Genomic DNA, 22,254 nt, shown 5'->3' on the forward strand with positions numbered 1-22,254 from the left:
CCTTGAGGCATACTGCGGCGACGTTCAACAGCGGGTCATCGACAGCATGAAAAAAGCCAACGCGTGGAGTCTAGCCCTGATCCCCTGTCTCGGCCTGTGGTTGGGCGCGGCACCGGTGTGGGGCGCGACTGCACCGCCCTTGAGCGAGGTGCGCGTGTTCAAGGTCGAATCGGCGCACTGCACGGAAACCATCCCGGAACGCGCGCAAAGCACCCAGATGTGCACACACCGTGGGCCCACCCAAGTGTCGGTGATGGAAGTCGGCCTGGGTAACAACCCGATGGGGCGCTTCAATGGTGCCGAACTGAACGGGCAACGTACGCCCGTGTGCCAGGTCGGCAGCGTCAGCGAGGCCTGCAGTGGGGCAGGCACGCTGATGGGCTACATCTATGTATTTGACCTGAATGTCCAGGCCCAAGGCTGGTTCGAATACAGCAACTCGTCGATCAACGGCCCGCGGAATACCTTGAAGACCCTGCTCAATATCCGCTGATCAATCATCTTGAACGCTCAATACCCCGGGAAGTCGTACCCCTGAGACGGCGACTTTCCTGAACGCCGCGGATGTACACCAACCCGTGAGGTGTTTATGAGCGCGATCCCCAATGGCGCGGCGGCCCAACCGTTCGTCGCCCACTCCATACGCTTGACCCTCAATGGTCAGGACCGTCAACTCGACGTATTGCCCTGGACCACGTTGCTGGATTTGCTGCGCGAGCAACTGGATCTGGTCGGCAGCAAAAAAGGCTGCGACCACGGCCAATGCGGTGCGTGCACAGTATTGCGCGACGGCAAACGCATCAATGCCTGCCTGACCCTGGCGGTGATGTGCGACGGCGCCGAGCTGACCACCATCGAAGGCCTGGCCGACGGCGACCAACTGCACCCGATGCAGCAAGCCTTCATCAAGCACGACGCCTTCCAGTGCGGCTACTGCACGCCTGGGCAGATTTGCTCCGCCGTCGGCCTGGTCAATGAAGGCCGTGCCCACGACAGTGCACAGATCCAGGAGCTGATGAGCGGCAACCTGTGCCGCTGCGGCGCCTACAGCAATATCCGCGATGCCATCGAAGAGGCTTTGCCGGCGTGCCGCGCCCAGGGAGGTGAGCGATGAATCCCTTCCAGTACAGCAAACCGGCGGATATCCACGCAGCCGTGCACCTGAGCAGCGCCGCGTCGCGCTTTATTGCCGGGGGCACCAACCTGCTGGACTTGATGAAAGAAAACATCAGCCGCCCCGAGCACCTGATCGATATCACCGGCCTGCCGCTCAATGAGATTGAACAAACCGCCGAGGGCGGCCTGCGCATCGGCGCGCTGGTGAGCAATGCCGACCTGGCCTGGCACCCGCTGATCGAACAGCGTTACCCGTTGCTGTCCCAGGCGATCCTTGCCGGTGCTTCGCCGCAACTGCGCAATATGGCCAGCACCGGCGGCAACCTGTTGCAACGCACCCGGTGCTACTACTTCTATGACGCCAGCATGCCCTGCAATAAGCGTGAACCCGGCAGCGGCTGCCCGGCGCGCACAGGCTTGAACCGTATCCATGCGATCCTTGGTGCCAGCGAACAGTGCGTGGCCACTCACCCGTCGGACATGTGCGTGGCCCTGGCGGCGCTGGAGGCGCGGGTGCATGTCGAAGGCCGAGGCGGCGCGCGGATTATCGAGTTTGCCGACTTCCACCGCCTGCCCGGTGATGCGCCGCAACGCGACAACCAACTGGCCGACGATGAGCTGATCACCGCCATCGAATTGCCCGCTGACCACCTGGCCCGTCACAGCCATTACCTGAAAATCCGCGACCGCGCGTCTTACGCGTTTGCCTTGGTGTCGGTGGCCGCCGCTCTCGAGTTGGACGGCGATCGAATCGTCGATGCGCGCCTGGTCCTCGGCGGCGTGGCCCATAAACCCTGGCGCGACCGTGCGGTGGAAGCCTCGCTGATCGGCCGGGCGGTCAGCCGCGAAACCTTCAGCAATGCCGCCGATGCGGTGCTGCAAGACGCCGAGCCGCTGGAACACAACGGCTTCAAGATCAAGCTGGCGCGCCGCGCAATCATCCGTGCCCTGAGCGACGCCGCCGTCGCAGGAGATCGCCCATGACCGCTATTGGCAAACCCCTGGACCGTGTCGACGGTCTGCTCAAGGTCACCGGCCAGGCGCGTTATGCCGGTGAGTTTCCCGAGGACGGCCTGCTCCACGGCAGTGTGGTGTCCAGCACCATCGCCAAGGGCCGTGTGCTGGCGATCGATGCGTCCAGGGCACTGGCCCTGCCGGGCGTGGTGGCGGTTATCCATCACCTCAACCGGCCGAAAATCGCCCGTTACGACGATGCCTTCCAGGATGACGATGCGGCGGACGGTTCACCGTTTCGCCCGCTGTATAACGACCGGGTGCTGTACAGCGGCCAACCCCTGGCCCTGGTGATCGCCGGCAACCTGGAACTGGCGCGGCATGCCGGCTCGCTGGTAGCGATCGACTACGCACGGGAAGACTTCGAGACCGACCTGCTCGCCCAGCAGGAACAGGCCCATGCCTCACCACAGGCGCCGCCCAAGCCGCGTGGTAATTTCCAGGCCGAGTGGGCCGCTGCCGCCGTCAGCCTCGACCTGCACTACAGCACCCCCATCGAACACCACAACCCCATGGAACCCCACGCCAGCACCGTGCTGTATCAGCCGGACGGCACCCTGCATATCCATGACAAGACCCAGGGCCCGCAGAACTGCCAGGCCTATGTGCAAGAGGTGTTCGGCCTGGATAAAAGCCAGGTGCGGATCTTCGCCGCGTTCGTCGGCGGCGCGTTCGGCTCGGGCTTGCGCCCGCAGTATCAATTGCCGCTGGCGGTGATGGCGTCCCTGGCGCTCAAGCGCTCGGTGCGCGTCACCCTGACCCGCCAGCAGATGTTCACCTTCGGCTACCGCCCGCGCACCTTGCAGCGTTTGCAGATGGGCGCCGCCGCCAATGGTCGCCTGCTGGCATTGGGGCATACGGCGATTGGCCAGACCTCGCGCTTCGAAGACTTCAGCGAGCACGTGGTGGAGTGGAGCGGCATGCTCTATCACTGCGACAACGTGCAACTGACCTACAAACTGGTGCCGCTGGATGTATTCACGCCCCTGGACATGCGCGCGCCCGGCGCTGCCTTGGGCGTGATCGGCCTGGAGTGCGCCATGGACGAGTTGGCCAGCGCCTTGGGCATGGACCCGGTGCAACTGCGGCTGGTCAACTACGCCGAGCGCAACCAGAACGAAGACAAGCCCTGGTCGAGCAAGGCCCTGCGCGAGTGTTACAGCGAAGGTGCCGAGCGCTTCGGCTGGAGCCAGCGCAACCCGGAACCGCGCAGCATGCGCGACGGCTGCCAGTTGATCGGCTGGGGCATGGCCGGTGGCGTGTGGGAGGCCATGCAGATGAAGGCCAGCGCCAAGGCGCGCATCGACGCCGAGGGCAAGCTGACCGTCAGCAGTGCGACCACGGACATCGGCACCGGCACCTACACGGTGATGACCCAGATCGCGGCGCAGGCCAGTGGCGTGGCGGTTGAGGACGTGGTGTTCCTGCTCGGCGACTCTTCATTGCCCACCGCGCCGCTGCAAGGCGGCTCGTTCACCGTGTCGTCCGTCGGCACCGCCGTGCAGCAAGCCTGCGAAGCGTTGAGCGCGAGGCTGCTGACCATCGCCCGGCAGACTTACCCGGTGTTCAAGGATGCCGAGTCCGTGCGTTTTGAAGACGGCCAACTGCACACCGGCGATGTGAGTGTGTCGTTGGCACAACTGGTCAAGGACAGCGGTGAAGAGAGCGTGGAAGTCCAGGTCGACAGCGAGCCGGACAAGAAACGCGAGGGTTACGCCACCGCCACCCATTCGGCGGTGTTCGTCGAAGTGCGGGTGGATGAAGACTTGGGCACGATCAAGGTCAGCCGCGTGGTCAGCGCCATTGCGGCCGGGCGGGTGGTCAACCCGAAGATGGCCCGCAGCCAGATCCTCGGCGGGGTGGTGTGGGGCATCGGCATGGCCCTGCATGAAGAGACCCAGATCGACCATCAGTTGGGCCGCTACATGAACCACAGCCTGGCCGAGTACCACATCCCGGTAAATGCCGATATCGGCGAGATTGACGTGGTGTTTGTCGAGGAACATGACGAGATCGTCAACGCCCTTGGGTCCAAGGGCGTGGGAGAGATCGGCATTGTCGGGGTGGCGGCGGCGGTGGCGAATGCGGTCTACCATGCCACCGGCAAGCGGGTGCGAGAGTTTCCGATCACCCTGGATAAGGTGCTCTGACGCGGTCCAGCAAACACTGAAGATCCAAATGTGGGAGGGAACAAGCCCCCTCCCACATTGGATCATGTAGCGGGCTTGATGCTTTCATCTACCGGCACATGCATACGATCCCGATTCGCCAGGGTCGGGAACAGTTTGATCCACACTCCGGTCACCACCAGCGTACCGATGCCGCCCATGACCACGGCGGGCACGGTGCCGAACCAATGGGCGGTAATCCCCGATTCGAACTCGCCCAGTTGGTTGGACGCACCGATAAACAGACCATTGACCGCACTCACCCGCCCGCGCATTTCATCCGGCGTCTCCAACTGCACGAAGGACGCACGGATCACCATGCTGATCATGTCCGCCGCGCCCAGCACCACCAGCACCGCCAGGGAAAACCAGAACGAGGTGGACAGGCCGAAGGCGATGGTCGCCACGCCGAATACGCCGACGGCGGTGAACATCACCCGGCCCACCTGCCGATCTACCGAAAAGCGCGCCAGCCACAACGACATCAACAGCGCGCCCACCGCCGGCGCCGAGCGCAACAGGCCCAGGCCCCATGCGCCGGTCAGCAGGATGTCCTTGGCGAATACCGGCAGCAACGCGGTGGCGCCGCCCAGCAGCACGGCGAACAGGTCGAGGGAAATCGCCCCGAGGATGTCCGGGCGGCTGCGGATAAAGCGGATGCCGGCCAGCAGTGAATCGAGGGTGGCCTTGCCTTTGTTGAGCGGGGTCTGGCGGGCGGGCAGGTTGAGGGTCAGTACACAGGCAATCAGGTACAGCGCCACCGTGGGCCCATACACCCAGACGCTGCCGAAGGCGTATAGCAAACCACCGAGCGCCGGGGCGACGATGGTTGCCAGTTGCTGGGCCGACTGCGACGAGGCCACCGCACGCGGGAACAGCGCACTGGGCACGATGCTTGGCAGCAGGGCCTGGGTGGTGGGCATTTCAAACGAGCGCGCGGCGCCGAGCAGGAAGGCGAGGATAAAGATCATCTCGCGGGTCACGTTGCCGGTGAGGCCGCCAATGGCCAGGGAAAGGGCAATCAGCGCCTGCACGGTCTGGCAGATGGCCGCGACTTTGCGTCGGTCATAGCGGTCGGCCACATGCCCGGTGTGCAGCATGAACAGCACGCGCGGCACGAACTCCACCAGGCCGACCAGCCCCAGGTCGAGCACGTTGCCGGTGAGTTGGTAGAGGTTCCAGCCAATGGCCACGGTAAGCATCTGGAAGCCGCTGGCGGTGAAGATCCGTGCCAGCCAGAACGCGATGAAAGGGCGGTGGTGACGTAACAGCAACGTGGGTTCACTGGGCATCGGAAATTCAGGTCAAGGCCGGAGGGAAGGGGCAGATTAGCATCAAGCTGTAACAATTAGTTGCGAGAAGAAGGCTGAGGCAAGCTGTCACGCGGCAAAAGACCACACAGGCCAGCCGCGAAAATGGGACTACTCTTTTCACTGTGATTGACCCAGATCAAAGTCATTTCAGAATTTGTTCTGGTGGCCGCAAGGCCCGATTCCCTGCGTGGCTGGTTAAAAAAAGAAACGAATTGAAATTCGCCAGACTCCATATCCGTGGGGGCAGTGGGTGCAGGCTCCCGCCAGCAGCCGGTATTACCTGACAGAGGAAGACTTATGTTCGGTTTGGAGGCGCTAGATCTCGCCCGAATTCAGTTCGCGTTCACCATCTCATTCCACATCCTGTTCCCGGCGATCACCATCGGCCTGGCCAGTTACCTCGCGGTACTGGAAGGTTTGTGGCTCAAGACCCATAACGATACCTACCGTGACCTCTACCATTTCTGGTCGAAGATCTTTGCCGTCAACTTCGGCATGGGCGTGGTCTCCGGTCTGGTCATGGCCTACCAGTTCGGCACCAACTGGAGCCGCTTCTCGGACTTCGCCGGCGCCGTCACCGGGCCGCTCCTGACGTACGAAGTGCTTACGGCCTTCTTCCTCGAAGCCGGTTTCCTCGGCGTGATGCTGTTCGGCTGGAACAAGGTGGGGCGCAAGCTGCACTTCTTCTCCACCGTGATGGTGGCCGTCGGTACGCTGATCTCGACCTTCTGGATCCTGGCGTCCAACAGCTGGATGCAGACGCCGCAAGGCTTTGAAATCATCGACGGCCGCGTGATTCCTACCGATTGGCTGGCGGTGATCTTCAACCCGTCGTTCCCTTACCGCCTGATGCACATGGCGACGGCGGCGTTCGTGGCCACCGCGTTCTTCGTCGGTTCCTCGGCGGCCTGGCACTTGCTGCGCGGCAAGGACAACCCGGCGATCCGCAAGATGTTGTCGATGGCGATGTGGATGGCCCTGATCGTGGCGCCTATCCAGGCGGTGATCGGCGACTTCCATGGCCTCAACACCCTCGAGCACCAGCCGGCGAAAATCGCCGCGATTGAAGGCCACTGGGAAAACAAAGGCAATGAGCCAACGCCGCTGATCCTGTTTGGCTGGCCGGACATGAAAGCGGAAAAAACCAAATACGCCGTGGAGATTCCGTACCTGGGCAGCCTGATCCTGACCCACTCCCTGGACAAACAGGTGCCGGCGCTCAAGGAATTCCCGCCGGAAGACCGGCCGAATTCGACCATCGTATTCTGGTCGTTCCGGGTCATGGTCGGCCTGGGGTTCTTGATGATCTTCACCGGCCTGTTCAGCCTCTGGCTGCGCCGGGGCGACAAGATGTACACGTCCAGGCCGTTCCTGTACCTGGCGCTGTGGATGGGGCCGTCCGGCCTGATCGCGATTCTCGCCGGTTGGTTCACCACCGAGATCGGCCGCCAGCCGTGGGTGGTCTACGGGTTGATGCGCACTGCGGATGCTTCTTCCGGGCATAGCCTGGCGCAGATGACGATCACCCTGGTGTTGTTCGTGGTGGTGTACTTCGCGCTGTTCGGCGCCGGCCTGGGCTACATGATGCGCCTGGTGCGCAAAGGCCCGGTGACCCACGAAGGCACGGAACCGACCCACGGTGGCCCTGGCCAGAAACGCACACCGGCCCGTCCGTTGTCCGCCGCCGATGATGGCAGCGATGACGACCACGCCCACATCCAGCACAAGGGGAATTGAGATGGGTATTGATCTTCCGCTGATCTGGGCCGTGATCATCATCTTCGGCATCATGATGTACGTGGTCATGGACGGCTTCGACCTGGGTATCGGCATTCTCTTCCCGTTTATTCCGGGCAAGACCGACCGTGACGTGATGATGAACACCGTGGCCCCGGTCTGGGACGGTAACGAAACCTGGCTGGTGCTGGGCGGCGCGGCGTTGTTCGGCGCGTTCCCGCTGGCCTATTCGGTGGTGTTGTCGGCACTGTACCTGCCGTTGATCCTGATGCTGGTGGGGCTGATCTTTCGTGGCGTGGCCTTCGAGTTCCGCTTCAAGGCCAAGGACCACAAGCGTCACCTGTGGGACAAGGCGTTTATCGGCGGTTCGCTGGCGGCCACGTTCTTCCAGGGCGTGGCGCTGGGGGCGTTTATCGACGGGATCCCGGTGGTCAATCGCCAGTTTGCCGGCGGCTCGCTGGACTGGCTCACGCCGTTCACGATGTTCTGCGGCGTGGCGCTGATCGTGGCCTATGCATTGCTCGGCTGCACCTGGCTGATCATGAAAACCGAAGGCCCGTTGCAGGAGAAAATGCACAACCTGGCGCGGCCATTGGCCTTCGTGGTGCTGGCCGTGATCGGCATCGTGAGTCTCTGGACGCCACTGTCGCACCCGGAAATCGCCTCGCGCTGGTTCACCCTGCCGAACCTGTTCTGGTTCCTGCCGGTACCGATCCTGGTGCTGGTGACCATGTACGGGTTGATCCGCGCCGTGGCGCGGAACGCCCACTACACACCGTTCCTGCTGACGCTGGTGCTGATCTTCCTCGGCTACAGCGGCCTGGGGATCAGCCTGTGGCCGAACATCATCCCGCCATCCGTGTCGATCTGGGATGCCGCTGCGCCGCCCCAGAGCCAGGGCTTCATGCTGGTGGGCACCTTGTTCATCATCCCGTTCATCCTGGGCTACACCTTCTGGAGCTACTACGTGTTCCGCGGCAAGGTCACCCACGAAGACGGCTATCACTAGGAGGGTCGTTGCATGTCCGGCAAACCTACGTTGCACGAGATCGAACAGGCCGAGAAACAGCCGCTGTGGCGGCGCCTCGGCTGGCTGGCGATGATCTGGACCGGCAGTGTGCTGGCCCTGTTCGTGGTGGCCAGCCTGATGCGCATGTTCATGAATGCGGCCGGCCTGACCACCCACTGACATCCCGATCCGGGCTTCGCGGCCCGCTGCCTGTTAACTTGAGGGCAAGCCCTGCTCTTCTTCTGGAAGGGCAGGGCTTTTTTTATTTGCGTGCTTTGAGAATCACGAACTTGGGCGTGGCAGCGACCTGCTCTACGCCACGGAACAAGCGCGCCAACTTGCTGTGATAACCCAGGTGACGGTTGCCGACGATATACAGCGCGCCGCCGACCACCAACGCCTCCCGCGCCTGCTGGAACATACGCCAGGCCAGGAAGTCGCCGACCACCTGCTGCTGGTGGAACGGCGGGTTGCACAGCACCACGTCGAGGGAGTCCGGCTCCTGGCCTGCGAGGCCGTCCCCGGCGCGTACTGTCACCTCCCGATCACCGAGGGCGGCTTGCCAGTTCTCAAGGGCCGATTGCACGGCCATATAGGACTCGTCCACCAAGGTGTACCGGGCGTCGGGGTTTTGCAGTGCGCTGGCAATCGCCAATACCCCGTTGCCGCAACCCAGGTCCGCCACGCGGGCACTGCCCAGGTTATCGGGCAGGTGCGGCAGGAAGGCGCGGGTGCCGATGTCCAGGCCTTCACGGCAGAACACGTTGGCATGGTTGAGCAGTTCGATAGCCGGCGCGTCCAGGGTGTAGCGCGTCGGGTAGGGCGAGACCGCCGTGGGGCGGTCGGCCAGTGTCGCGATCAGCAACCGCGCCTTCTTCACCGCCAGGGAGGCGTGCATCGGCCCGATATAGCGCTCCAGCAACTCACCGGCCGCCCGGGGCAGGTGCTTGACCATCGCTGCGGCAATCACTTCGGCGCCTGGCGCCAGTTGGCCTTGCAGGCGGATCAGTTGTTCTTCCAGCAATGCCAGGGTCTTGGGGACGCGGATCAGCACCCGGTCGAACGGCCCGCTGGGCACCTCGCTGGCGGGGATGAACGGCACGGCGTCAAAGGCCTTGCCATTGCGCACCAGGTTTTTATCCAGGCCCAGGGCGGCCAGGAACGAGTCGCCGCTGGAGGTCACCTGCACCCGGCCTTCCAGGCTCGCAGCCAGGGCGCCGAAGCTGTCATTGAGCACCAGCACGCGGGTCGCAGCGCTCGGTTGCTGTTCAGCCAGGTAGCTGAGCAGGTACTCGTCGGCGGCGTCGAAGGCTTGCAGCGGATCGTTATGTTGCTCTGGCTGGCGGATCAGATCGAGCTGGGCGAAGGGGCTGTCGAGCAGGGGCATGGCGAGGGAGGCTCTGGGTCATCGATGGGTGTTCGGCAGTCGGCTGCGGAACCGTCTGAGTGAACAGCGGGCGGCACCCCGTGGGAACAGCCCAGCACTCAGAATGGGTCGTAAATGTTACTTTTTTTCCTGAGGGATTACATGCGGTGTTTCAACGCTGATTAAAACAACCCCGCTTTCGAGGCGCAGAGCACGGCGGCGATCTTGTTGTTGACTCCCAGCTTTTTGAAGCAACTGCAGATATGAAAGCCCACCGTACGCTCGGACAGGCACAGGATGGCGGCAATGTCCGCAGCGGTCTTGCCCATGGCTGACCACTTGAGGATTTCGGTTTCGCGCGGGGTCAATTTGTTTGCAGGGTTAATGCTGGGCTTGTGTGCGTAAGTCTTCGCGACTACCGCATGCATCGCATGGCACAGCCACAGGACCTGGCCGGCTTTTTCATAAAGCTCCTGCGGGGTCACTTCACCCGCACTGCGACCCAGGGTCAGCATGCTGAACACACCCTGGAAATCATGCACGGCTTGGGTCCATCCCAAATGCACACCAAAGGATCGGGCTAAAGACCACAGGTTGGGTGAGTCTTTAAAGATTTTTTCTTCCCAGACAAGGGGCAGTACACAACGTTTGCAATGTTCCACCACGGGGTCAGCGTCAAAGAAGTGGGCCTGGTTATACAGTTTGTTCCATTCATCTGGATAGTTGTTGAGGCGAACAGGTTTCGTTTGGTTGTTAGGTAGTTGAGAGCTCATCGTGAAAGAACAGTATTGGAAGCCGAGTGCGTAGGTGTGGTTAACAGCCATCTCGAAAAGAGTCGTAACCTCGCTCTCGCCTTCCAGTTTGGGAAGTCGGGTATTGCGCCAGTTGACCATTGGTAACTCTCCATGGGTTTCCGCATGACATGGGATACGTCCTGAACTCCCACTGCACGGAAATTAGTGTAGGACATGAGCTACATCGCGAGATGAAATTTTCGCTCTTGCAGGGCAGCGTTTAAGAAACTTTCTCTAAGGTCGCGGCGGGCTTAGCTAAGGGGCTTAGTTGTTTTTTCGATTTTTTAGTCAGTTGAAGCACCTGTAGCAGCTCAACTTAGAGCGCGCTTGTAGCGCGGATAAAGGGGCTAATAGCAAATTGATCAGAGTTGATATTAGGTTGCCATTATTTTGTGCCTATATAATGCCACTACCAACCAGAGGTGTTTCCGGGCTCGAGTTTGAGGGACACTAGGGCACCTGTAGAACGGAGTCCCCCATGACGGCCAGTGCTGAGAAATTTACCCGCCAAACCTTGCTCGATGTGCAATCCCTGACCCCCAGCCTGTTTACCCTGCGAACCACCCGTGACCCAGGGTTCCGGTTTACCGCCGGCCAGTTCGTGCGCCTGGGGGTCAGCAAGGCGGATGGCAGCACGGTATGGCGCGCGTATTCCGTGGTGTCCTCGCCGTTTGATGAATACTTGGACTTCTTCTCGATTGTTGTCCCAGGCGGCGAATTCACCAGTGAACTCAGCCGCCTGAGGGTGGGCGATACCTTGATGGTGGAGCGCCAGGCTACCGGGTTCCTGACCCTGAACCGTTTCGTCGATGGCCGGGACTTGTGGATGTTAGGCACCGGCACCGGGGTGGCACCGTTTTTGTCGATCCTGCAGGACTTCGAAGTCTGGGAGAAATTCGAGCGCATCATCCTGGTGTACAGCGCGCGGGAAGCCCGGGAGCTGGCGTACCAGTCGCTGATCAAGGGGTTGGGCGAGCGGGAGTACCTGGCAGAATATGCGCACAAACTGACCTACATCCCCATCGTGACCCGAGAGGATTATCCGGGGGCGTTGAGTGGGCGTATTACCACCTCGATCGAAAACGGAGAATTGGAGCGTGCTGCCGGCGTCGATCTGACCCCGGAACATTCCCGTGTGCTGATTTGCGGCAACCCGCAGATGGTGGATGACACTCGCCAGTTGCTCAAGCAGCGCGACATGCAACTGAGCCTTAGCCGCCGGCCAGGGCAGGTGGCAGTGGAAAACTACTGGTAATGAAAAGGCGCCTCAAGGAGGCGCCTTTTTTCCAAGCCGGTACGGGTTAAAGCGGCTTGTCGTTCTGTGCCTTGAGCAGGTCGCGAATCTCGCCCAGCAGCACTTCTTCCTTGCTCGGTGTCGGTGGCAGGCTAGGCGCCACGGCTTCTTCGCGCTTGAGGCGGTTGATGGCCTTGACGCCCATGAAGATCGCAAACGCGACGATCACAAAGTCGATCACGCTCTGGATGAACTTGCCGTACGCCAGCACCACGGCAGGCACATCGCCCTGTGCCGCCTTGAGCGTAATCGCCAGGTCACCAAAGTCCACGCCACCGATCAATAGACCAATGGGCGGCATCACTACGTCGCCTACAAACGAGGAAACAATTTTGCCGAAGGCGGCGCCGATGATGATACCGACGGCCATGTCGACCACATTACCTTTGACCGCGAAGGCCTTGAACTCACTGATCACGCCCATAGGTTATTCCTTGTTACAGATGAGAAGGGTGCCGCTCAGTGTAAATCAGTCGCAGCGGGCATGCCCGACACAACCGTTAACACTGTCAGTTTTTATCGACACATTAAATCGCAAATAGTTTGCAAAGTGCCACCAATCGCGCGCGAAATACCCGCTATTTCAGCGGCTTACCACATTATTTTCTTAATCGACCTGGTGGTGTTTTTCTATTTATCTTCTGACTCGTGGGTCACTAGCCTCTGGCAAGCACAACTGAATGTGCATTAAAAAAACCAGAGGAAACCTTGATGAAGAATCCAATGAATCGCGGCCCGGTATTGGCGCGTCATGTGCTGGTACTGGCGACCGCCAGCCTGCTTTCCCTCTCCGTACAAGCCGCCAACCTGACCCGTGACAACGGTGCCGCCGTCGGCGACAACCAGAACTCGCAAACCGCCGGCGCCAACGGCCCGGTGCTGCTGCAGGACGTGCAACTGATCCAGAAACTGCAGCGCTTCGACCGTGAACGCATCCCTGAGCGCGTGGTGCATGCCCGCGGTACCGGCGCCCATGGCACCTTCACCGTCACCGATAACCTCAGTGACCTGACCAAGGCCAAGGTCTTCGCTGCTGGCGAAACGACCCCGGTGTTCGTGCGCTTCTCGGCCGTGGTGCACGGCAATCATTCCCCTGAAACCCTGCGTGACCCGCGCGGCTTCGCCACCAAGTTCTATACCGCCGATGGCAACTGGGACCTGGTGGGTAACAACTTCCCGACGTTCTTTATCCGCGATGCCATCAAGTTCCCCGACATGGTCCACGCCTTCAAGCCGGACCCGCGCACCAACCTGGATGATGACTCCCGTCGCTTCGACTTCTTCTCCCATGTTCCCGAGGCCACTCGCACACTTACCGAGTTGTATTCCGACTCCGGTACTCCGGCCAGTTATCGGGAAATGGACGGCAATGGCGTACATGCCTACAAGTTGATCAACGCCAAGGGTGAAGTGCATTACGTCAAGTTCCACTGGAAGAGTCTGCAAGGCATCAAGAATCTCGATCCCAAGCAAGTTACCGAAGTGCAGGGGCGTGACTACAGCCATATGACCAATGACTTGGTCACCCATATCAACAAGGGCGACTTCCCCAAGTGGGACCTGTATGTGCAGGTACTCAAGCCGGAAGACTTGGCCAAGTTTGATTTCGACCCGCTGGACGCCACCAAGATCTGGCCGAATGTGCCCGAACGCAAAGTCGGGCAGATGGTACTGAACCGCAACCCGGCGAATGTCTTCCAGGAAACCGAACAAGTGGCCATGGCTCCGGCCAACCTGGTACCGGGCATCGAGCCGTCGGAAGACCGCCTGCTGCAAGGCCGGGTGTTCTCGTATGCCGACACGCAGATGTATCGCCTGGGCGCCAATGCCCTGCAACTGCCGATCAACGCCCCTCGGGTCACCGTCAACAACGGTAACCAGGACGGCGCGCTGAACTTCGGCAAGACCACCAGCGGCGTGAACTACCAGCCAAGCCGCCTGGAAAACCGTGAAGAGCCGCAAACCGCGCGCTATAGCCAGACGGCGCTGTCGGGCAGTACCCAGCAGGCGAAGATCCAGCGTGAGCAGAACTTCAAGCAGGCCGGTGATCTGTATCGCTCCTACAGCCCGAAAGAACGCCAGGACTTGATCGACAATTTCGGCGGCTCCCTGGCCACTACCGATGACGAGAGCAAGCACATCATCCTGTCGTTCCTCTACAAGGCCGATCCGGAATACGGCACCGGCGTGGCCAAGGTCGCCAAGGGTGATCTGGCACGCGTGAAGGCGCTGGCCGAAAAACTCACTGACTGACGTTGGTTTCGGTCGACGCCCCTCCCGGGCGTCGACCTCTGGCAGGAGAGCACCCATGCGTATTTCTATCGGTTTACTGATGACCATGCTGGCCTTTGTCGCCCATGCCGAGTCGCCCGACCCGGTCGCGCTCAAGGCGCAGCTCCAGGACTATTACTTCGACGCCGCCCGCCGTGGCGACCTCGACATGCTCAACACCTTCATCGACGCCGGCTTCCCCCTCAACACCCAGGACGACAAGGGCTACACCGCGCTGATCCTCGCCGCCTACCACGGCGAAAGCGCTTATGTGGAGCGTTTGCTCGCCGCCGGTGCCGACGCCTGTGTGCAGGACAAACGCGGCAACACCGCGTTGATGGGCGCGATCTTCAAGGGTGAGTTGAACATTGCCCAGCGCCTGCTGGCCACCGACTGCAACCCCGACCAACGTAATGGCGCCGGTCAGACGGCCGCCATGTACGCCGGCCTGTTCAAGCGCCTCGAGTTGCTCGACGAACTCAAGGCCAAGGGCGCCGATCTCAACGCCCAAGACCCGGTCGGCAACAGTGCTTCACGATTGGCCAGCGGTGAAATCCGGACCCCGGCGTCGCGCTGAGCTATCATCGCGGTTTTTCGGTTGGAGGTTCTCAAATGGCAAAGGCCAAGCGCATGTACGGCTGCACGGAGTGCGGCGCGACCTTTCCCAAGTGGGCCGGCCAATGCACCGAGTGTGGTGCGTGGAATACCCTGACTGAAACCATGATCGAAAGTGGCGGCGCCTCGGCCCCCACCGGCCGCGCCGGCTGGACCGGGCAGCAGGCGCAGATCAAGACCCTGGCGGAAGTCAGTGTTGAAGAGATCCCGCGTTTCTCGACGGCCTCCGGTGAGCTGGATCGGGTCCTGGGAGGCGGCCTGGTGGATGGTTCGGTGGTGTTGATCGGCGGCGACCCCGGCATCGGCAAGTCGACGATCCTGCTGCAAACCCTGTGCAGCATCGCCAGCCGCATGCCGGCGCTGTACGTCACCGGCGAAGAATCCCAGCAACAGGTGGCCATGCGCGCCCGCCGCCTGGGCCTGCCCCAGGACCAACTGCGGGTCATGACCGAAACCTGCATCGAAAGCATCATCGCCACGGCCCGGATCGAAAAGCCCAAGGTCATGGTGATCGACTCGATCCAGACGATTTTCACCGAGCAGCTGCAATCGGCGCCGGGCGGCGTGTCCCAGGTGCGCGAAAGTGCCGCGTTGCTGGTGCGCTACGCCAAGCAGAGCGGCACGGCGATCTTCCTGGTCGGCCATGTGACCAAAGAAGGCGCGCTGGCCGGGCCACGGGTGCTGGAGCATATGGTCGATACCGTGCTGTATTTCGAAGGCGAGTCCGATGGCCGCTTGCGTTTGCTGCGGGCGGTGAAGAACCGCTTCGGCGCGGTGAACGAACTGGGTGTGTTCGCCATGACCGACCGGGGGCTGAAGGAAGTCTCCAATCCCTCGGCGATTTTCCTGACCCGTGCCCAGGAAGAAGTCCCAGGCAGCGTGGTCATGGCGACGTGGGAAGGCACCCGGCCGATGCTGGTGGAAGTCCAGGCGCTGGTGGATGACAGCCATCTGGCCAACCCACGCCGCGTCACGCTGGGCCTGGATCAAAACCGCCTGGCGATGCTGTTGGCGGTGCTGCACCGTCATGGGGGGATCCCGACCCACGACCAGGACGTGTTCCTCAACGTGGTCGGCGGGGTCAAGGTGCTGGAAACCGCGTCCGACCTGGCGTTGATGGCGGCGGTGATGTCCAGCCTGCGTAACCGGCCATTGCCCCACGACCTGCTGGTATTCGGTGAAGTGGGGCTGTCCGGCGAAGTGCGCCCGGTGCCGAGCGGTCAGGAACGCTTGAAGGAGGCGGCCAAGCACGGCTTCAAACGCGCGATCGTGCCCAAGGGCAATGCGCCGAAGGAAATGCCGCCAGGATTGCAGGTAATTGGGGTCACGCGCCTGGAACAGGCGTTGGATGCACTTTTCGAATAACTCAGGGATGGACGCCATGCAACGATCGAATCGCTGGGGTGTAGTCGCCCTGTTTGTCGCCTTGGCCGGCTTGCCCGCCATGGCCTGGGCTGAGCTGCCAACGGGCTATCGCCTGGCGCAAACGCTGGTGACGCCAGACGGCAGTGTGCTGCAGGTGCTCGAAGACCAGCGCATCAGCCCCCAACTGCACAAGGACAGTTGGGGCAGTGGGCTGGATGAAGACTCGTTCGACGAGCCCGGCGATTTGGTCGACAACCCGCTGCTCGAAGCCCAGGTGCGGTGGGTATCGGCCTCGGGCGAGGTGATAGCCCACGAAGACCTCGGCTACCCGTTGGCCGAAGTCAAGAAAGCCCCGCTCAAAGGGCTGCCCGAACCTGTGTATTTTTTGACCATCGACCAGACCGCCCCCATGGGCAGCTACAGCGGGCCTGCCACGCAGCTGTTGCTGCCTGGCAAGCAGCAACTCAAACCGCTGGGTTACCAGGGCGCCGACGGCAAAGTCCAGGTGCTGACCCTGGCTCATACCGGCAAGGCTGCGTGGACGATCGCAACGCCAGTCAGTGGCGGCGCGGATGAACTGCTGCAGGTGTCGTCATTTATGGACGGCGACGGTGAGGATGACTTTGCCACCCGTTATCAGACTTATCGGTTTGTCGACGGGCAGTGGCACAGCGCCTCAAGTCAGAAGAAGGGCTACTGGGACACGGAAAGCGAATTTCCCGCACGTACCGCGTTCCCCTGAGCCATCACACTTCCAGCAACGCCGCCAGCTCCCGATCCAGTTCTTCCTGATCGCCTAGGTTCAGCTCGATCAGCCGCCGCAAGTGGCTGATCGAGTCCAGGTCGATGTATTGGCATACGAAACCCAACTGGCCAGGATCCTCGTGGGTCAGCTTCACCTGCATCTTTATATGGGCCTTTGGATCCAGACGAATATCGACGTCAAAGGGCAGCGCCTTATTTCCCTTCCACTCTTCAGGCCGTTGCACCAACAGGCCCTTGAGCGACAAATCCACCAATTGCACCGGCCATTCGTTGCCGTTTTGCCGAAGTTCGGTCTTGGCATCAAAGGCGATCCGGCGAAAACGACGGCGATCAGACGCTTGCTCGGTCATGGTGAAACCCTCTGTGGATAAAAGGATTGTAGCCCTGCGCCATCATCGGGTGGTTTTTTCTGCTTTTTTTGCCTCTGCAAGGCTCTAGACCAACGTAGGGGGGTGGCCTTTAAGGCCAGTAGCGCTAAACTCCGGATGGCTGTCCTTTCTGTCCACCCTGGCTGGAATATAAAAATGAAAAATAATAATAGCCTGCTACGCCACCTACCCTGGCTGGTGCTGGCAATCGTAGGAGCGTGCGCCCTGGGCGTAGTAGCCTTGCGCCGAGGCGAGGCGATCAACGCCTTGTGGATCGTGGTCGCTGCCGTGGCCATCTATCTGGTTGCTTATCGCTACTACAGCCTGTTCATCGCTAATAATGTGATGCAACTCGATCCACGGCGGGCCACCCCCGCAGTGCTCAACAATGACGGTCTGGACTATGTGCCGACCAACAAACACATCCTTTTCGGTCACCACTTTGCGGCGATTGCCGGTGCAGGTCCCCTGGTCGGCCCGGTACTGGCGGCGCAAATGGGCTACCTGCCCGGCACGCTCTGGCTGATTGCCGGCGTGGTGCTGGCCGGTGCGGTGCAGGACTTCATGGTCCTGTTCCTGTCCACCCGTCGTAATGGCCGTTCCCTGGGCGACATGGTTCGCGAAGAGATGGGGCGTATCCCGGGGACCATCGCGCTGTTCGGCTGCTTCCTGATCATGATCATCATCCTCGCGGTGCTGGCGCTGATCGTGGTCAAGGCCCTGGCCGAGAGCCCATGGGGCATCTTCACGGTGATGGCGACCATCCCGATTGCGATGTTCATGGGCATCTACATGCGCTACATCCGCCCGGGCCGTATCGGTGAAATCTCCATCATCGGCGTGCTGTTGCTGCTCGGTTCGATCTGGCTGGGCGGGCAGATCGCCGCTGATCCGGTCTGGGCCAAGGCCTTCACCTTCACCGGGATCCAGATCACCTGGATGCTGATCGGCTACGGTTTCGTGGCGGCGGTACTGCCGGTGTGGCTGATCCTCGCGCCACGTGACTACCTTTCTACCTTCTTGAAGATCGGCACCATCATCGCCCTGGCGATCGGCATCCTGGTGACCATGCCCGACCTGAAAATGCCGGCGCTGACCCAGTTCATCGACGGTACCGGCCCGGTATGGAAGGGCGGCCTGTTCCCGTTCCTGTTCATCACCATTGCCTGTGGCGCGGTCTCGGGCTTCCACGCGCTGATTTCCTCGGGCACCACGCCCAAGCTGCTGGCCAATGAAAGCCACGCCCGTTACATCGGTTACGGCGGCATGCTGATGGAGTCCTTCGTGGCGATCATGGCGATGGTTGCCGCTTCGGTGATCGAGCCAGGCGTGTACTTCGCCATGAACAGCCCGGCGGCAATCGTCGGCACCGACGTGGTGACCGTGGCACAAACCGTCAGCAGCTGGGGTTTTGCAATTACCCCCGAGGCGCTGTCGGCGGTGGCCCATGACATCGGTGAAACCACCATCCTCGCGCGTGCCGGTGGTGCGCCGACGTTGGCGGTGGGTATCGCGCAGATCCTGCACAGTGTGCTGCCGGGTGAAAACACCATGGCGTTCTGGTACCACTTTGCGATCCTGTTCGAAGCGCTGTTTATCCTGACTGCCGTCGATGCGGGCACCCGTGCCGGTCGCTTCATGCTTCAGGACTTGCTTGGCTCCTTCGTACCGGCGCTCAAGCGCACCGAGTCCTGGACCGCCAACCTGATCGCGACCGCCGGTTGCGTCGCCATGTGGGGTTACCTGCTGTACCAGGGCGTGATCGACCCGCTGGGCGGCATCAACACCTTGTGGCCGCTGTTCGGTATCTCCAACCAGATGCTGGCCGGTATCGCGCTGATGCTCGCCACCGTTGTGCTGATCAAAATGAAGCGCCAGCGCTACATCTGGGTGACCATGCTGCCGGCGGTCTGGCTGCTGATCTGCACCACCACCGCGGGCTTCATCAAGCTGTTCGACGCCAACCCGGCGATCGGCTTCCTGTCGCTGGCGAAGAAGTACAGTGATGCCCTGGCAAACGGCCAGATCCTGGCCCCGGCCAAGAGCGTGGACCAGATGCAGCACGTGATCTGGAATGCCTACACCAACGCAACGCTGACTGTGCTGTTCCTGTTCGTGGTGTTCAGCATCCTGTTCTATGCGCTCAAGGTCGGTGTCGCCGCCTGGGGCAACAAAGAGCGTACGGATAAAGAAGCCCCGTTCCAGGCAGTACCGGACGCCTAACCGAGGATTGCAAGCATGTTCAATGACATCAGTCGCCTCGGTAAATACCTCGGTCAGGCCGCGCGCCTGATGGTCGGCATGCCCGACTACGACACGTACGTCGAGCATATGCAAACCAAGCACCCGGACAAGCCGATGATGGACTACAAGGCGTTCTTCCGGGAACGCCAGGAGGCCCGTTACGGCGGCAAGGGTGGGCCCAAGTGCTGTTGATTTAACGCAACGCCCTGTGGGAGGGGGCTTGCCCCCGATAGCGGTGTGTCAGTGACAGATCAGTGCCTGACACACTGCTATCGGGGGCAAGCCCCCTCCCACATTTGTTTCTGTGTTCCTTTAAGGAGAATTTCTTTTGTCCTCTCCCATTCCAGTCACCGTCCTCAGCGGCTTTCTCGGCGCGGGCAAGACCACCTTGCTGCGCCATCTGCTCAAGGCCGAGCACGGGCTGAAAATTGCCGTGATCGAAAACGAATTCAGCGATGCCGGTATCGACACCCAATTGCTGGGCGAAGAACCGGTGCAAGTCATGACCCTGTCCAACGGCTGCGTGTGCTGCACCATCCACACCGACCTCACCAAAGCCTTGTATCTGTTGCTCGAGCGCCTGGACAGCGGTGAGATCGCCTTTGACCGCCTGGTGATCGAGTGCACCGGCCTGGCCGACCCGGCGCCGGTGGCCCAGACCTTTTTCATCGATGAAGAACTGCGCGAGCGCTACATCCTCGACGGCATCATCACCCTGGTGGACGCCGCCCACGCCGAGCATCACCTGACCCAGACCATCGCCCAGGCGCAGATCGGTTTTGCCGACCGGCTGCTGGTGAGCAAGCGTGACCTGGTGGATGACGCTGCCTTCGAAGCACTCAGTGAACGCCTCACACGCATCAACCGCCGCGCGCCGATTCGCGTGGTCGAGCACGGCAAGATTGATCTGGCCGAACTGCTCGATGTGCGCGGCTTCAACCTTAATGCGGGCATGAGTCTGCGCCCGGTGAGCAAGGCGCCGTCCATCGACCGTATTTCCAGCCTGGTGCTGCGCACCGACCAGCCGCTGGATATCGACCGTCTCAGTGAGTTCATGAACGAACTGCTGGAAGACCATGGCAAGCAGCTGCTGCGCTACAAGGGCGTACTCAATATTGCCGGCGAAGACCGTCGCATGGTGTTCCAGGGCGTGCTCAAGCTCTATGGTTTCGACTGGGATACCGAATGGGCCGAGGGTGAGGCGCGGGAGAGTGTGATCGTGTTTATTGCCGATGAATTGCCCGAAGACAAAATCCGCGAAGGCTTTGCCAAGGTCTACCAACCTTGACGTGTAATGCAGTCAAATGTGGGAGGGGGCTTGCCCCGATGGCGGTGGGTCAGTAAACCTATATGTGACTGACACACTGCTATCGGGGCAAGCCCCCTCCCACAGTTGATCTCATTTCAAGTTGGAGACCAGGCATAAAAAAGCCCGGCTCAAGAGCCGGGCTTCTTAGTCAAGCAACTGCAATCAAGCGCCGTATACCGGCAGCTTCTTGCAGATGGCCTTGACCTTCTCACGTACCGCGTCGATCACGGCTTCGTTGTTCAGGTCCGCCAGGATGTCGCAGATCCAGCCGGCCAGTTCCTTGCACTCTGCTTCCTTGAAGCCACGAGTGGTCACAGCCGGGGTGCCGAAGCGCAGGCCGGAAGTCACGAACGGCGAACGTGGGTCGTTCGGCACGGAGTTTTTGTTCACGGTGATGAAGGCTTTGCCCAGGGCAGCGTCAGCATCTTTACCGGAAATGTCCTGCTTGATCAGGGACAGCAGGAACAGGTGGTTTTCAGTACCGCCGGACACCACGTCAAAACCGCGCTCGATGAACACGCCGGCCATGGCCTGGGCGTTTTTCACCACTTGTTGCTGGTAGGTCTTGAACTCAGGTTGCAGGGCTTCCTTGAAGCAGATCGCCTTGGCGGCGATCACGTGCTCCAGTGGGCCGCCCTGGGCGCCCGGGAATACGGCGGAGTTCAGCTTTTTCTCGATCTCGGCGTTGGCGCGCGCCAGGATCAGGCCGCCACGTGGACCGCGCAGGGTCTTGTGGGTGGTGGTGGTCACCACGTCAGCGAAAGGCACAGGGTTCGGGTAGACGCCAGCGGCGACCAGACCGGCTACGTGAGCCATGTCGACGAACAGGTAGGCGCCCACCTTGTCGGCGATGGCGCGGAAGCGTGGGAAGTCGAGGATCTGCGAGTAGGCAGAGAAACCGGCCACGATCATTTTTGGCTTGTGCTCGACCGCCAGGCGCTCGACTTCGTCGTAGTCGATCAGGCCGTTGGCATCGATACCGTACTGAACGGCGTTGTACAGCTTGCCGGAGGAGGAAACGCTGGCGCCGTGGGTCAGGTGACCACCGTGGGCCAGGCTCATGCCCAGGATGGTGTCGCCGCCCTGCAGCAGGGCCAGGTACACGGCGCTGTTGGCTTGGGAGCCGGCGTGTGGCTGGACGTTGGCGTAATCGGCGCCGAACAGTTCTTTTGCACGGTCGATGGCCAGTTGCTCAACCACGTCGACGTACTCGCAGCCACCGTAGTAGCGCTTGCCTGGGTAGCCTTCGGCGTACTTGTTGGTCAGAACCGAACCTTGAGCCTCCATCACCGCAGGGCTGGTGTAGTTTTCCGAAGCGATCAGCTCAATGTGCTCTTCCTGGCGCACGGCTTCTTGCTCCATGGCGGCGAAGAGATCGGCGTCGTACTTGGCAATAGTCAAATCACGGCTGAACATGGCGGTCCTCAAGGATCGGGGGCAGAAAAGGAGGGCATTCTAACCCAATGGGTTTTAGATGGCATATGAAAGGACATCATGTCGCGGACA

The 22,254-nt window shown here is 61.2% G+C and carries 21 protein-coding genes; 15 read left to right on the top strand and 6 right to left on the bottom strand.

The window, feature by feature from the left end:
* The first annotated feature begins 46 nt into the window (after nucleotides 1-46).
* The 4 genes from C8K58_RS21585 (at nucleotide 47) to C8K58_RS21600 (ending at nucleotide 4,280) form a co-directional block, all read left to right on the top strand.
* On the top strand, nucleotides 47-493 hold the full coding sequence (locus tag C8K58_RS21585) for a DUF4879 domain-containing protein (protein WP_065938392.1): 447 nt from the start codon (nucleotides 47-49) through the stop codon (nucleotides 491-493).
* A gap of 96 nt (nucleotides 494-589) precedes the next feature.
* A complete protein-coding gene (locus C8K58_RS21590; RefSeq protein WP_027605302.1) occupies nucleotides 590-1,114 on the top strand; it encodes a (2Fe-2S)-binding protein in 525 nt (174 codons plus the stop codon).
* Nucleotides 1,111-2,100: a xanthine dehydrogenase family protein subunit M gene (locus C8K58_RS21595; RefSeq protein ID WP_027605303.1), complete on the top strand. Its 990-nt coding sequence runs from the start codon at nucleotides 1,111-1,113 to the stop codon at nucleotides 2,098-2,100. Before C8K58_RS21590 ends, C8K58_RS21595 begins: the two co-directional genes overlap by 4 nt.
* Nucleotides 2,097-4,280: a xanthine dehydrogenase family protein molybdopterin-binding subunit gene (locus tag C8K58_RS21600; RefSeq protein WP_108574268.1), complete on the top strand. Its 2,184-nt coding sequence runs from the start codon at nucleotides 2,097-2,099 to the stop codon at nucleotides 4,278-4,280. The genes C8K58_RS21595 and C8K58_RS21600 overlap by 4 nt, the downstream gene beginning before the upstream one ends.
* A 62-nt stretch (nucleotides 4,281-4,342) precedes the next feature.
* Here C8K58_RS21600 and C8K58_RS21605 read toward each other — a convergent pair whose 3' ends face one another.
* Nucleotides 4,343-5,590 carry an MFS transporter gene (locus C8K58_RS21605; RefSeq protein ID WP_108574269.1) on the bottom strand — a complete coding sequence of 416 codons (1,248 nt, stop codon included), beginning with the start codon at nucleotides 5,588-5,590 and terminating at the stop codon, nucleotides 4,343-4,345.
* Between the two features lie 318 nt (nucleotides 5,591-5,908).
* Here C8K58_RS21605 and C8K58_RS21610 point away from each other — a divergent pair, with 318 nt between their 5' ends.
* Genes C8K58_RS21610 through C8K58_RS21620 form a run of 3 tightly spaced genes read left to right on the top strand, consistent with a single transcriptional unit; the run spans nucleotide 5,909 to nucleotide 8,537 of the window.
* The gene (locus tag C8K58_RS21610; RefSeq protein ID WP_027605306.1) at nucleotides 5,909-7,348 is read left to right on the top strand and encodes a cytochrome ubiquinol oxidase subunit I; all 1,440 of its coding nucleotides are present in this window, start codon (nucleotides 5,909-5,911) and stop codon (nucleotides 7,346-7,348) included.
* A gap of 1 nt (nucleotide 7,349) precedes the next feature.
* Entirely contained in the window at nucleotides 7,350-8,357 is a 1,008-nt protein-coding gene (gene cydB / locus C8K58_RS21615) for a cytochrome d ubiquinol oxidase subunit II (RefSeq protein ID WP_027605307.1), read from the top strand.
* A 12-nt stretch (nucleotides 8,358-8,369) separates the two neighbouring features.
* Nucleotides 8,370-8,537, top strand: a complete 168-nt coding sequence (locus C8K58_RS21620) for a DUF2474 domain-containing protein (protein WP_010562540.1) — start codon at nucleotides 8,370-8,372, stop codon at nucleotides 8,535-8,537.
* A gap of 82 nt (nucleotides 8,538-8,619) precedes the next feature.
* On the opposite strand, the gene C8K58_RS21625 is transcribed toward C8K58_RS21620, so the two are convergent.
* Together C8K58_RS21625 and C8K58_RS21630 are read right to left on the bottom strand one after the other, a co-directional pair.
* Nucleotides 8,620-9,744, bottom strand: coding sequence for a methyltransferase (locus C8K58_RS21625; protein ID WP_027605308.1), 1,125 nt, complete (start codon nucleotides 9,742-9,744; stop codon nucleotides 8,620-8,622).
* 161 nt (nucleotides 9,745-9,905) lie between these two features.
* On the bottom strand, nucleotides 9,906-10,616 hold the full coding sequence (locus C8K58_RS21630) for a LuxR family transcriptional regulator (RefSeq protein WP_027605309.1): 711 nt from the start codon (nucleotides 10,614-10,616) through the stop codon (nucleotides 9,906-9,908).
* Nucleotides 10,617-10,995: 379 nt separating this feature from the next.
* On the opposite strand from C8K58_RS21630, the gene C8K58_RS21635 reads away from it, so the two are divergent.
* On the top strand, nucleotides 10,996-11,772 hold the full coding sequence (locus C8K58_RS21635) for a ferredoxin--NADP reductase (protein WP_027605310.1): 777 nt from the start codon (nucleotides 10,996-10,998) through the stop codon (nucleotides 11,770-11,772).
* A gap of 46 nt (nucleotides 11,773-11,818) precedes the next feature.
* Here C8K58_RS21635 and mscL read toward each other — a convergent pair whose 3' ends face one another.
* Nucleotides 11,819-12,235 carry a large-conductance mechanosensitive channel protein MscL gene (mscL, locus tag C8K58_RS21640; protein ID WP_053137928.1) on the bottom strand — a complete coding sequence of 139 codons (417 nt, stop codon included), beginning with the start codon at nucleotides 12,233-12,235 and terminating at the stop codon, nucleotides 11,819-11,821.
* Nucleotides 12,236-12,522: 287 nt separating this feature from the next.
* Between mscL and katB the strand changes: the two genes are divergently transcribed.
* The 4 genes from katB to C8K58_RS21660 are packed head-to-tail and all read left to right on the top strand — an operon-like array spanning nucleotide 12,523 to nucleotide 16,804.
* Nucleotides 12,523-14,064: a catalase KatB gene (katB, locus tag C8K58_RS21645; protein WP_027605312.1), complete on the top strand. Its 1,542-nt coding sequence runs from the start codon at nucleotides 12,523-12,525 to the stop codon at nucleotides 14,062-14,064.
* A gap of 55 nt (nucleotides 14,065-14,119) precedes the next feature.
* Nucleotides 14,120-14,659 (top strand): ankyrin repeat domain-containing protein, encoded by a 540-nt coding sequence (locus C8K58_RS21650; protein ID WP_027605313.1) that lies wholly within the window; start codon nucleotides 14,120-14,122, stop codon nucleotides 14,657-14,659.
* A gap of 35 nt (nucleotides 14,660-14,694) precedes the next feature.
* Complete coding sequence (gene radA, locus C8K58_RS21655; RefSeq protein WP_024077502.1) at nucleotides 14,695-16,062, top strand: DNA repair protein RadA; 1,368 nt, start codon at nucleotides 14,695-14,697, stop codon at nucleotides 16,060-16,062.
* Between the two features lie 16 nt (nucleotides 16,063-16,078).
* The gene (locus tag C8K58_RS21660) at nucleotides 16,079-16,804 is read left to right on the top strand and encodes a hypothetical protein (RefSeq protein ID WP_027605314.1); all 726 of its coding nucleotides are present in this window, start codon (nucleotides 16,079-16,081) and stop codon (nucleotides 16,802-16,804) included.
* A 4-nt stretch (nucleotides 16,805-16,808) separates the two neighbouring features.
* On the opposite strand, the gene C8K58_RS21665 is transcribed toward C8K58_RS21660, so the two are convergent.
* Nucleotides 16,809-17,177 (bottom strand): PilZ domain-containing protein, encoded by a 369-nt coding sequence (locus C8K58_RS21665; RefSeq protein ID WP_027605315.1) that lies wholly within the window; start codon nucleotides 17,175-17,177, stop codon nucleotides 16,809-16,811.
* Nucleotides 17,178-17,351: 174 nt separating this feature from the next.
* Here C8K58_RS21665 and C8K58_RS21670 point away from each other — a divergent pair, with 174 nt between their 5' ends.
* From C8K58_RS21670 to yjiA, 3 genes are all read left to right on the top strand, one after another.
* Nucleotides 17,352-19,418, top strand: a complete 2,067-nt coding sequence (locus C8K58_RS21670; RefSeq protein WP_027605316.1) for a carbon starvation CstA family protein — start codon at nucleotides 17,352-17,354, stop codon at nucleotides 19,416-19,418.
* A gap of 15 nt (nucleotides 19,419-19,433) precedes the next feature.
* The gene (locus tag C8K58_RS21675) at nucleotides 19,434-19,631 is read left to right on the top strand and encodes a YbdD/YjiX family protein (RefSeq protein WP_003176208.1); all 198 of its coding nucleotides are present in this window, start codon (nucleotides 19,434-19,436) and stop codon (nucleotides 19,629-19,631) included.
* A gap of 136 nt (nucleotides 19,632-19,767) precedes the next feature.
* Nucleotides 19,768-20,727, top strand: a complete 960-nt coding sequence (yjiA, locus tag C8K58_RS21680) for a GTPase (protein WP_027605317.1) — start codon at nucleotides 19,768-19,770, stop codon at nucleotides 20,725-20,727.
* A 183-nt stretch (nucleotides 20,728-20,910) separates the two neighbouring features.
* On the opposite strand, the gene glyA is transcribed toward yjiA, so the two are convergent.
* On the bottom strand, nucleotides 20,911-22,164 hold the full coding sequence (glyA, locus tag C8K58_RS21685; RefSeq protein ID WP_027605318.1) for a serine hydroxymethyltransferase: 1,254 nt from the start codon (nucleotides 22,162-22,164) through the stop codon (nucleotides 20,911-20,913).
* Nucleotides 22,165-22,254 lie beyond the last annotated feature (90 nt).

The sequence above is a fragment of the Pseudomonas sp. GV047 genome, assembly GCF_003058245.1.
GTDB classification, from domain to species: domain Bacteria; phylum Pseudomonadota; class Gammaproteobacteria; order Pseudomonadales; family Pseudomonadaceae; genus Aquipseudomonas; species Aquipseudomonas marginalis.

Coding starts and splice junctions, on each gene's coding strand:
- C8K58_RS21605 (WP_108574269.1), bottom strand. CDS start 5,590: ATGCCCAGTGAACCCACGTTGCTGTTACGTCACCACCGCCCTTTCATC.
- C8K58_RS21585 (WP_065938392.1), top strand. CDS start 47: ATGAAAAAAGCCAACGCGTGGAGTCTAGCCCTGATCCCCTGTCTCGGC.
- C8K58_RS21675 (WP_003176208.1), top strand. CDS start 19,434: ATGTTCAATGACATCAGTCGCCTCGGTAAATACCTCGGTCAGGCCGCG.
- C8K58_RS21635 (WP_027605310.1), top strand. CDS start 10,996: ATGACGGCCAGTGCTGAGAAATTTACCCGCCAAACCTTGCTCGATGTG.
- radA (WP_024077502.1), top strand. CDS start 14,695: ATGGCAAAGGCCAAGCGCATGTACGGCTGCACGGAGTGCGGCGCGACC.
- cydB (WP_027605307.1), top strand. CDS start 7,350: ATGGGTATTGATCTTCCGCTGATCTGGGCCGTGATCATCATCTTCGGC.
- C8K58_RS21650 (WP_027605313.1), top strand. CDS start 14,120: ATGCGTATTTCTATCGGTTTACTGATGACCATGCTGGCCTTTGTCGCC.
- katB (WP_027605312.1), top strand. CDS start 12,523: ATGAAGAATCCAATGAATCGCGGCCCGGTATTGGCGCGTCATGTGCTG.
- glyA (WP_027605318.1), bottom strand. CDS start 22,164: ATGTTCAGCCGTGATTTGACTATTGCCAAGTACGACGCCGATCTCTTC.
- C8K58_RS21660 (WP_027605314.1), top strand. CDS start 16,079: ATGCAACGATCGAATCGCTGGGGTGTAGTCGCCCTGTTTGTCGCCTTG.
- C8K58_RS21610 (WP_027605306.1), top strand. CDS start 5,909: ATGTTCGGTTTGGAGGCGCTAGATCTCGCCCGAATTCAGTTCGCGTTC.
- mscL (WP_053137928.1), bottom strand. CDS start 12,235: ATGGGCGTGATCAGTGAGTTCAAGGCCTTCGCGGTCAAAGGTAATGTG.
- C8K58_RS21600 (WP_108574268.1), top strand. CDS start 2,097: ATGACCGCTATTGGCAAACCCCTGGACCGTGTCGACGGTCTGCTCAAG.
- C8K58_RS21670 (WP_027605316.1), top strand. CDS start 17,352: ATGAAAAATAATAATAGCCTGCTACGCCACCTACCCTGGCTGGTGCTG.
- C8K58_RS21620 (WP_010562540.1), top strand. CDS start 8,370: ATGTCCGGCAAACCTACGTTGCACGAGATCGAACAGGCCGAGAAACAG.
- C8K58_RS21590 (WP_027605302.1), top strand. CDS start 590: ATGAGCGCGATCCCCAATGGCGCGGCGGCCCAACCGTTCGTCGCCCAC.
- C8K58_RS21630 (WP_027605309.1), bottom strand. CDS start 10,616: ATGGTCAACTGGCGCAATACCCGACTTCCCAAACTGGAAGGCGAGAGC.
- C8K58_RS21595 (WP_027605303.1), top strand. CDS start 1,111: ATGAATCCCTTCCAGTACAGCAAACCGGCGGATATCCACGCAGCCGTG.
- C8K58_RS21665 (WP_027605315.1), bottom strand. CDS start 17,177: ATGACCGAGCAAGCGTCTGATCGCCGTCGTTTTCGCCGGATCGCCTTT.
- C8K58_RS21625 (WP_027605308.1), bottom strand. CDS start 9,744: ATGCCCCTGCTCGACAGCCCCTTCGCCCAGCTCGATCTGATCCGCCAG.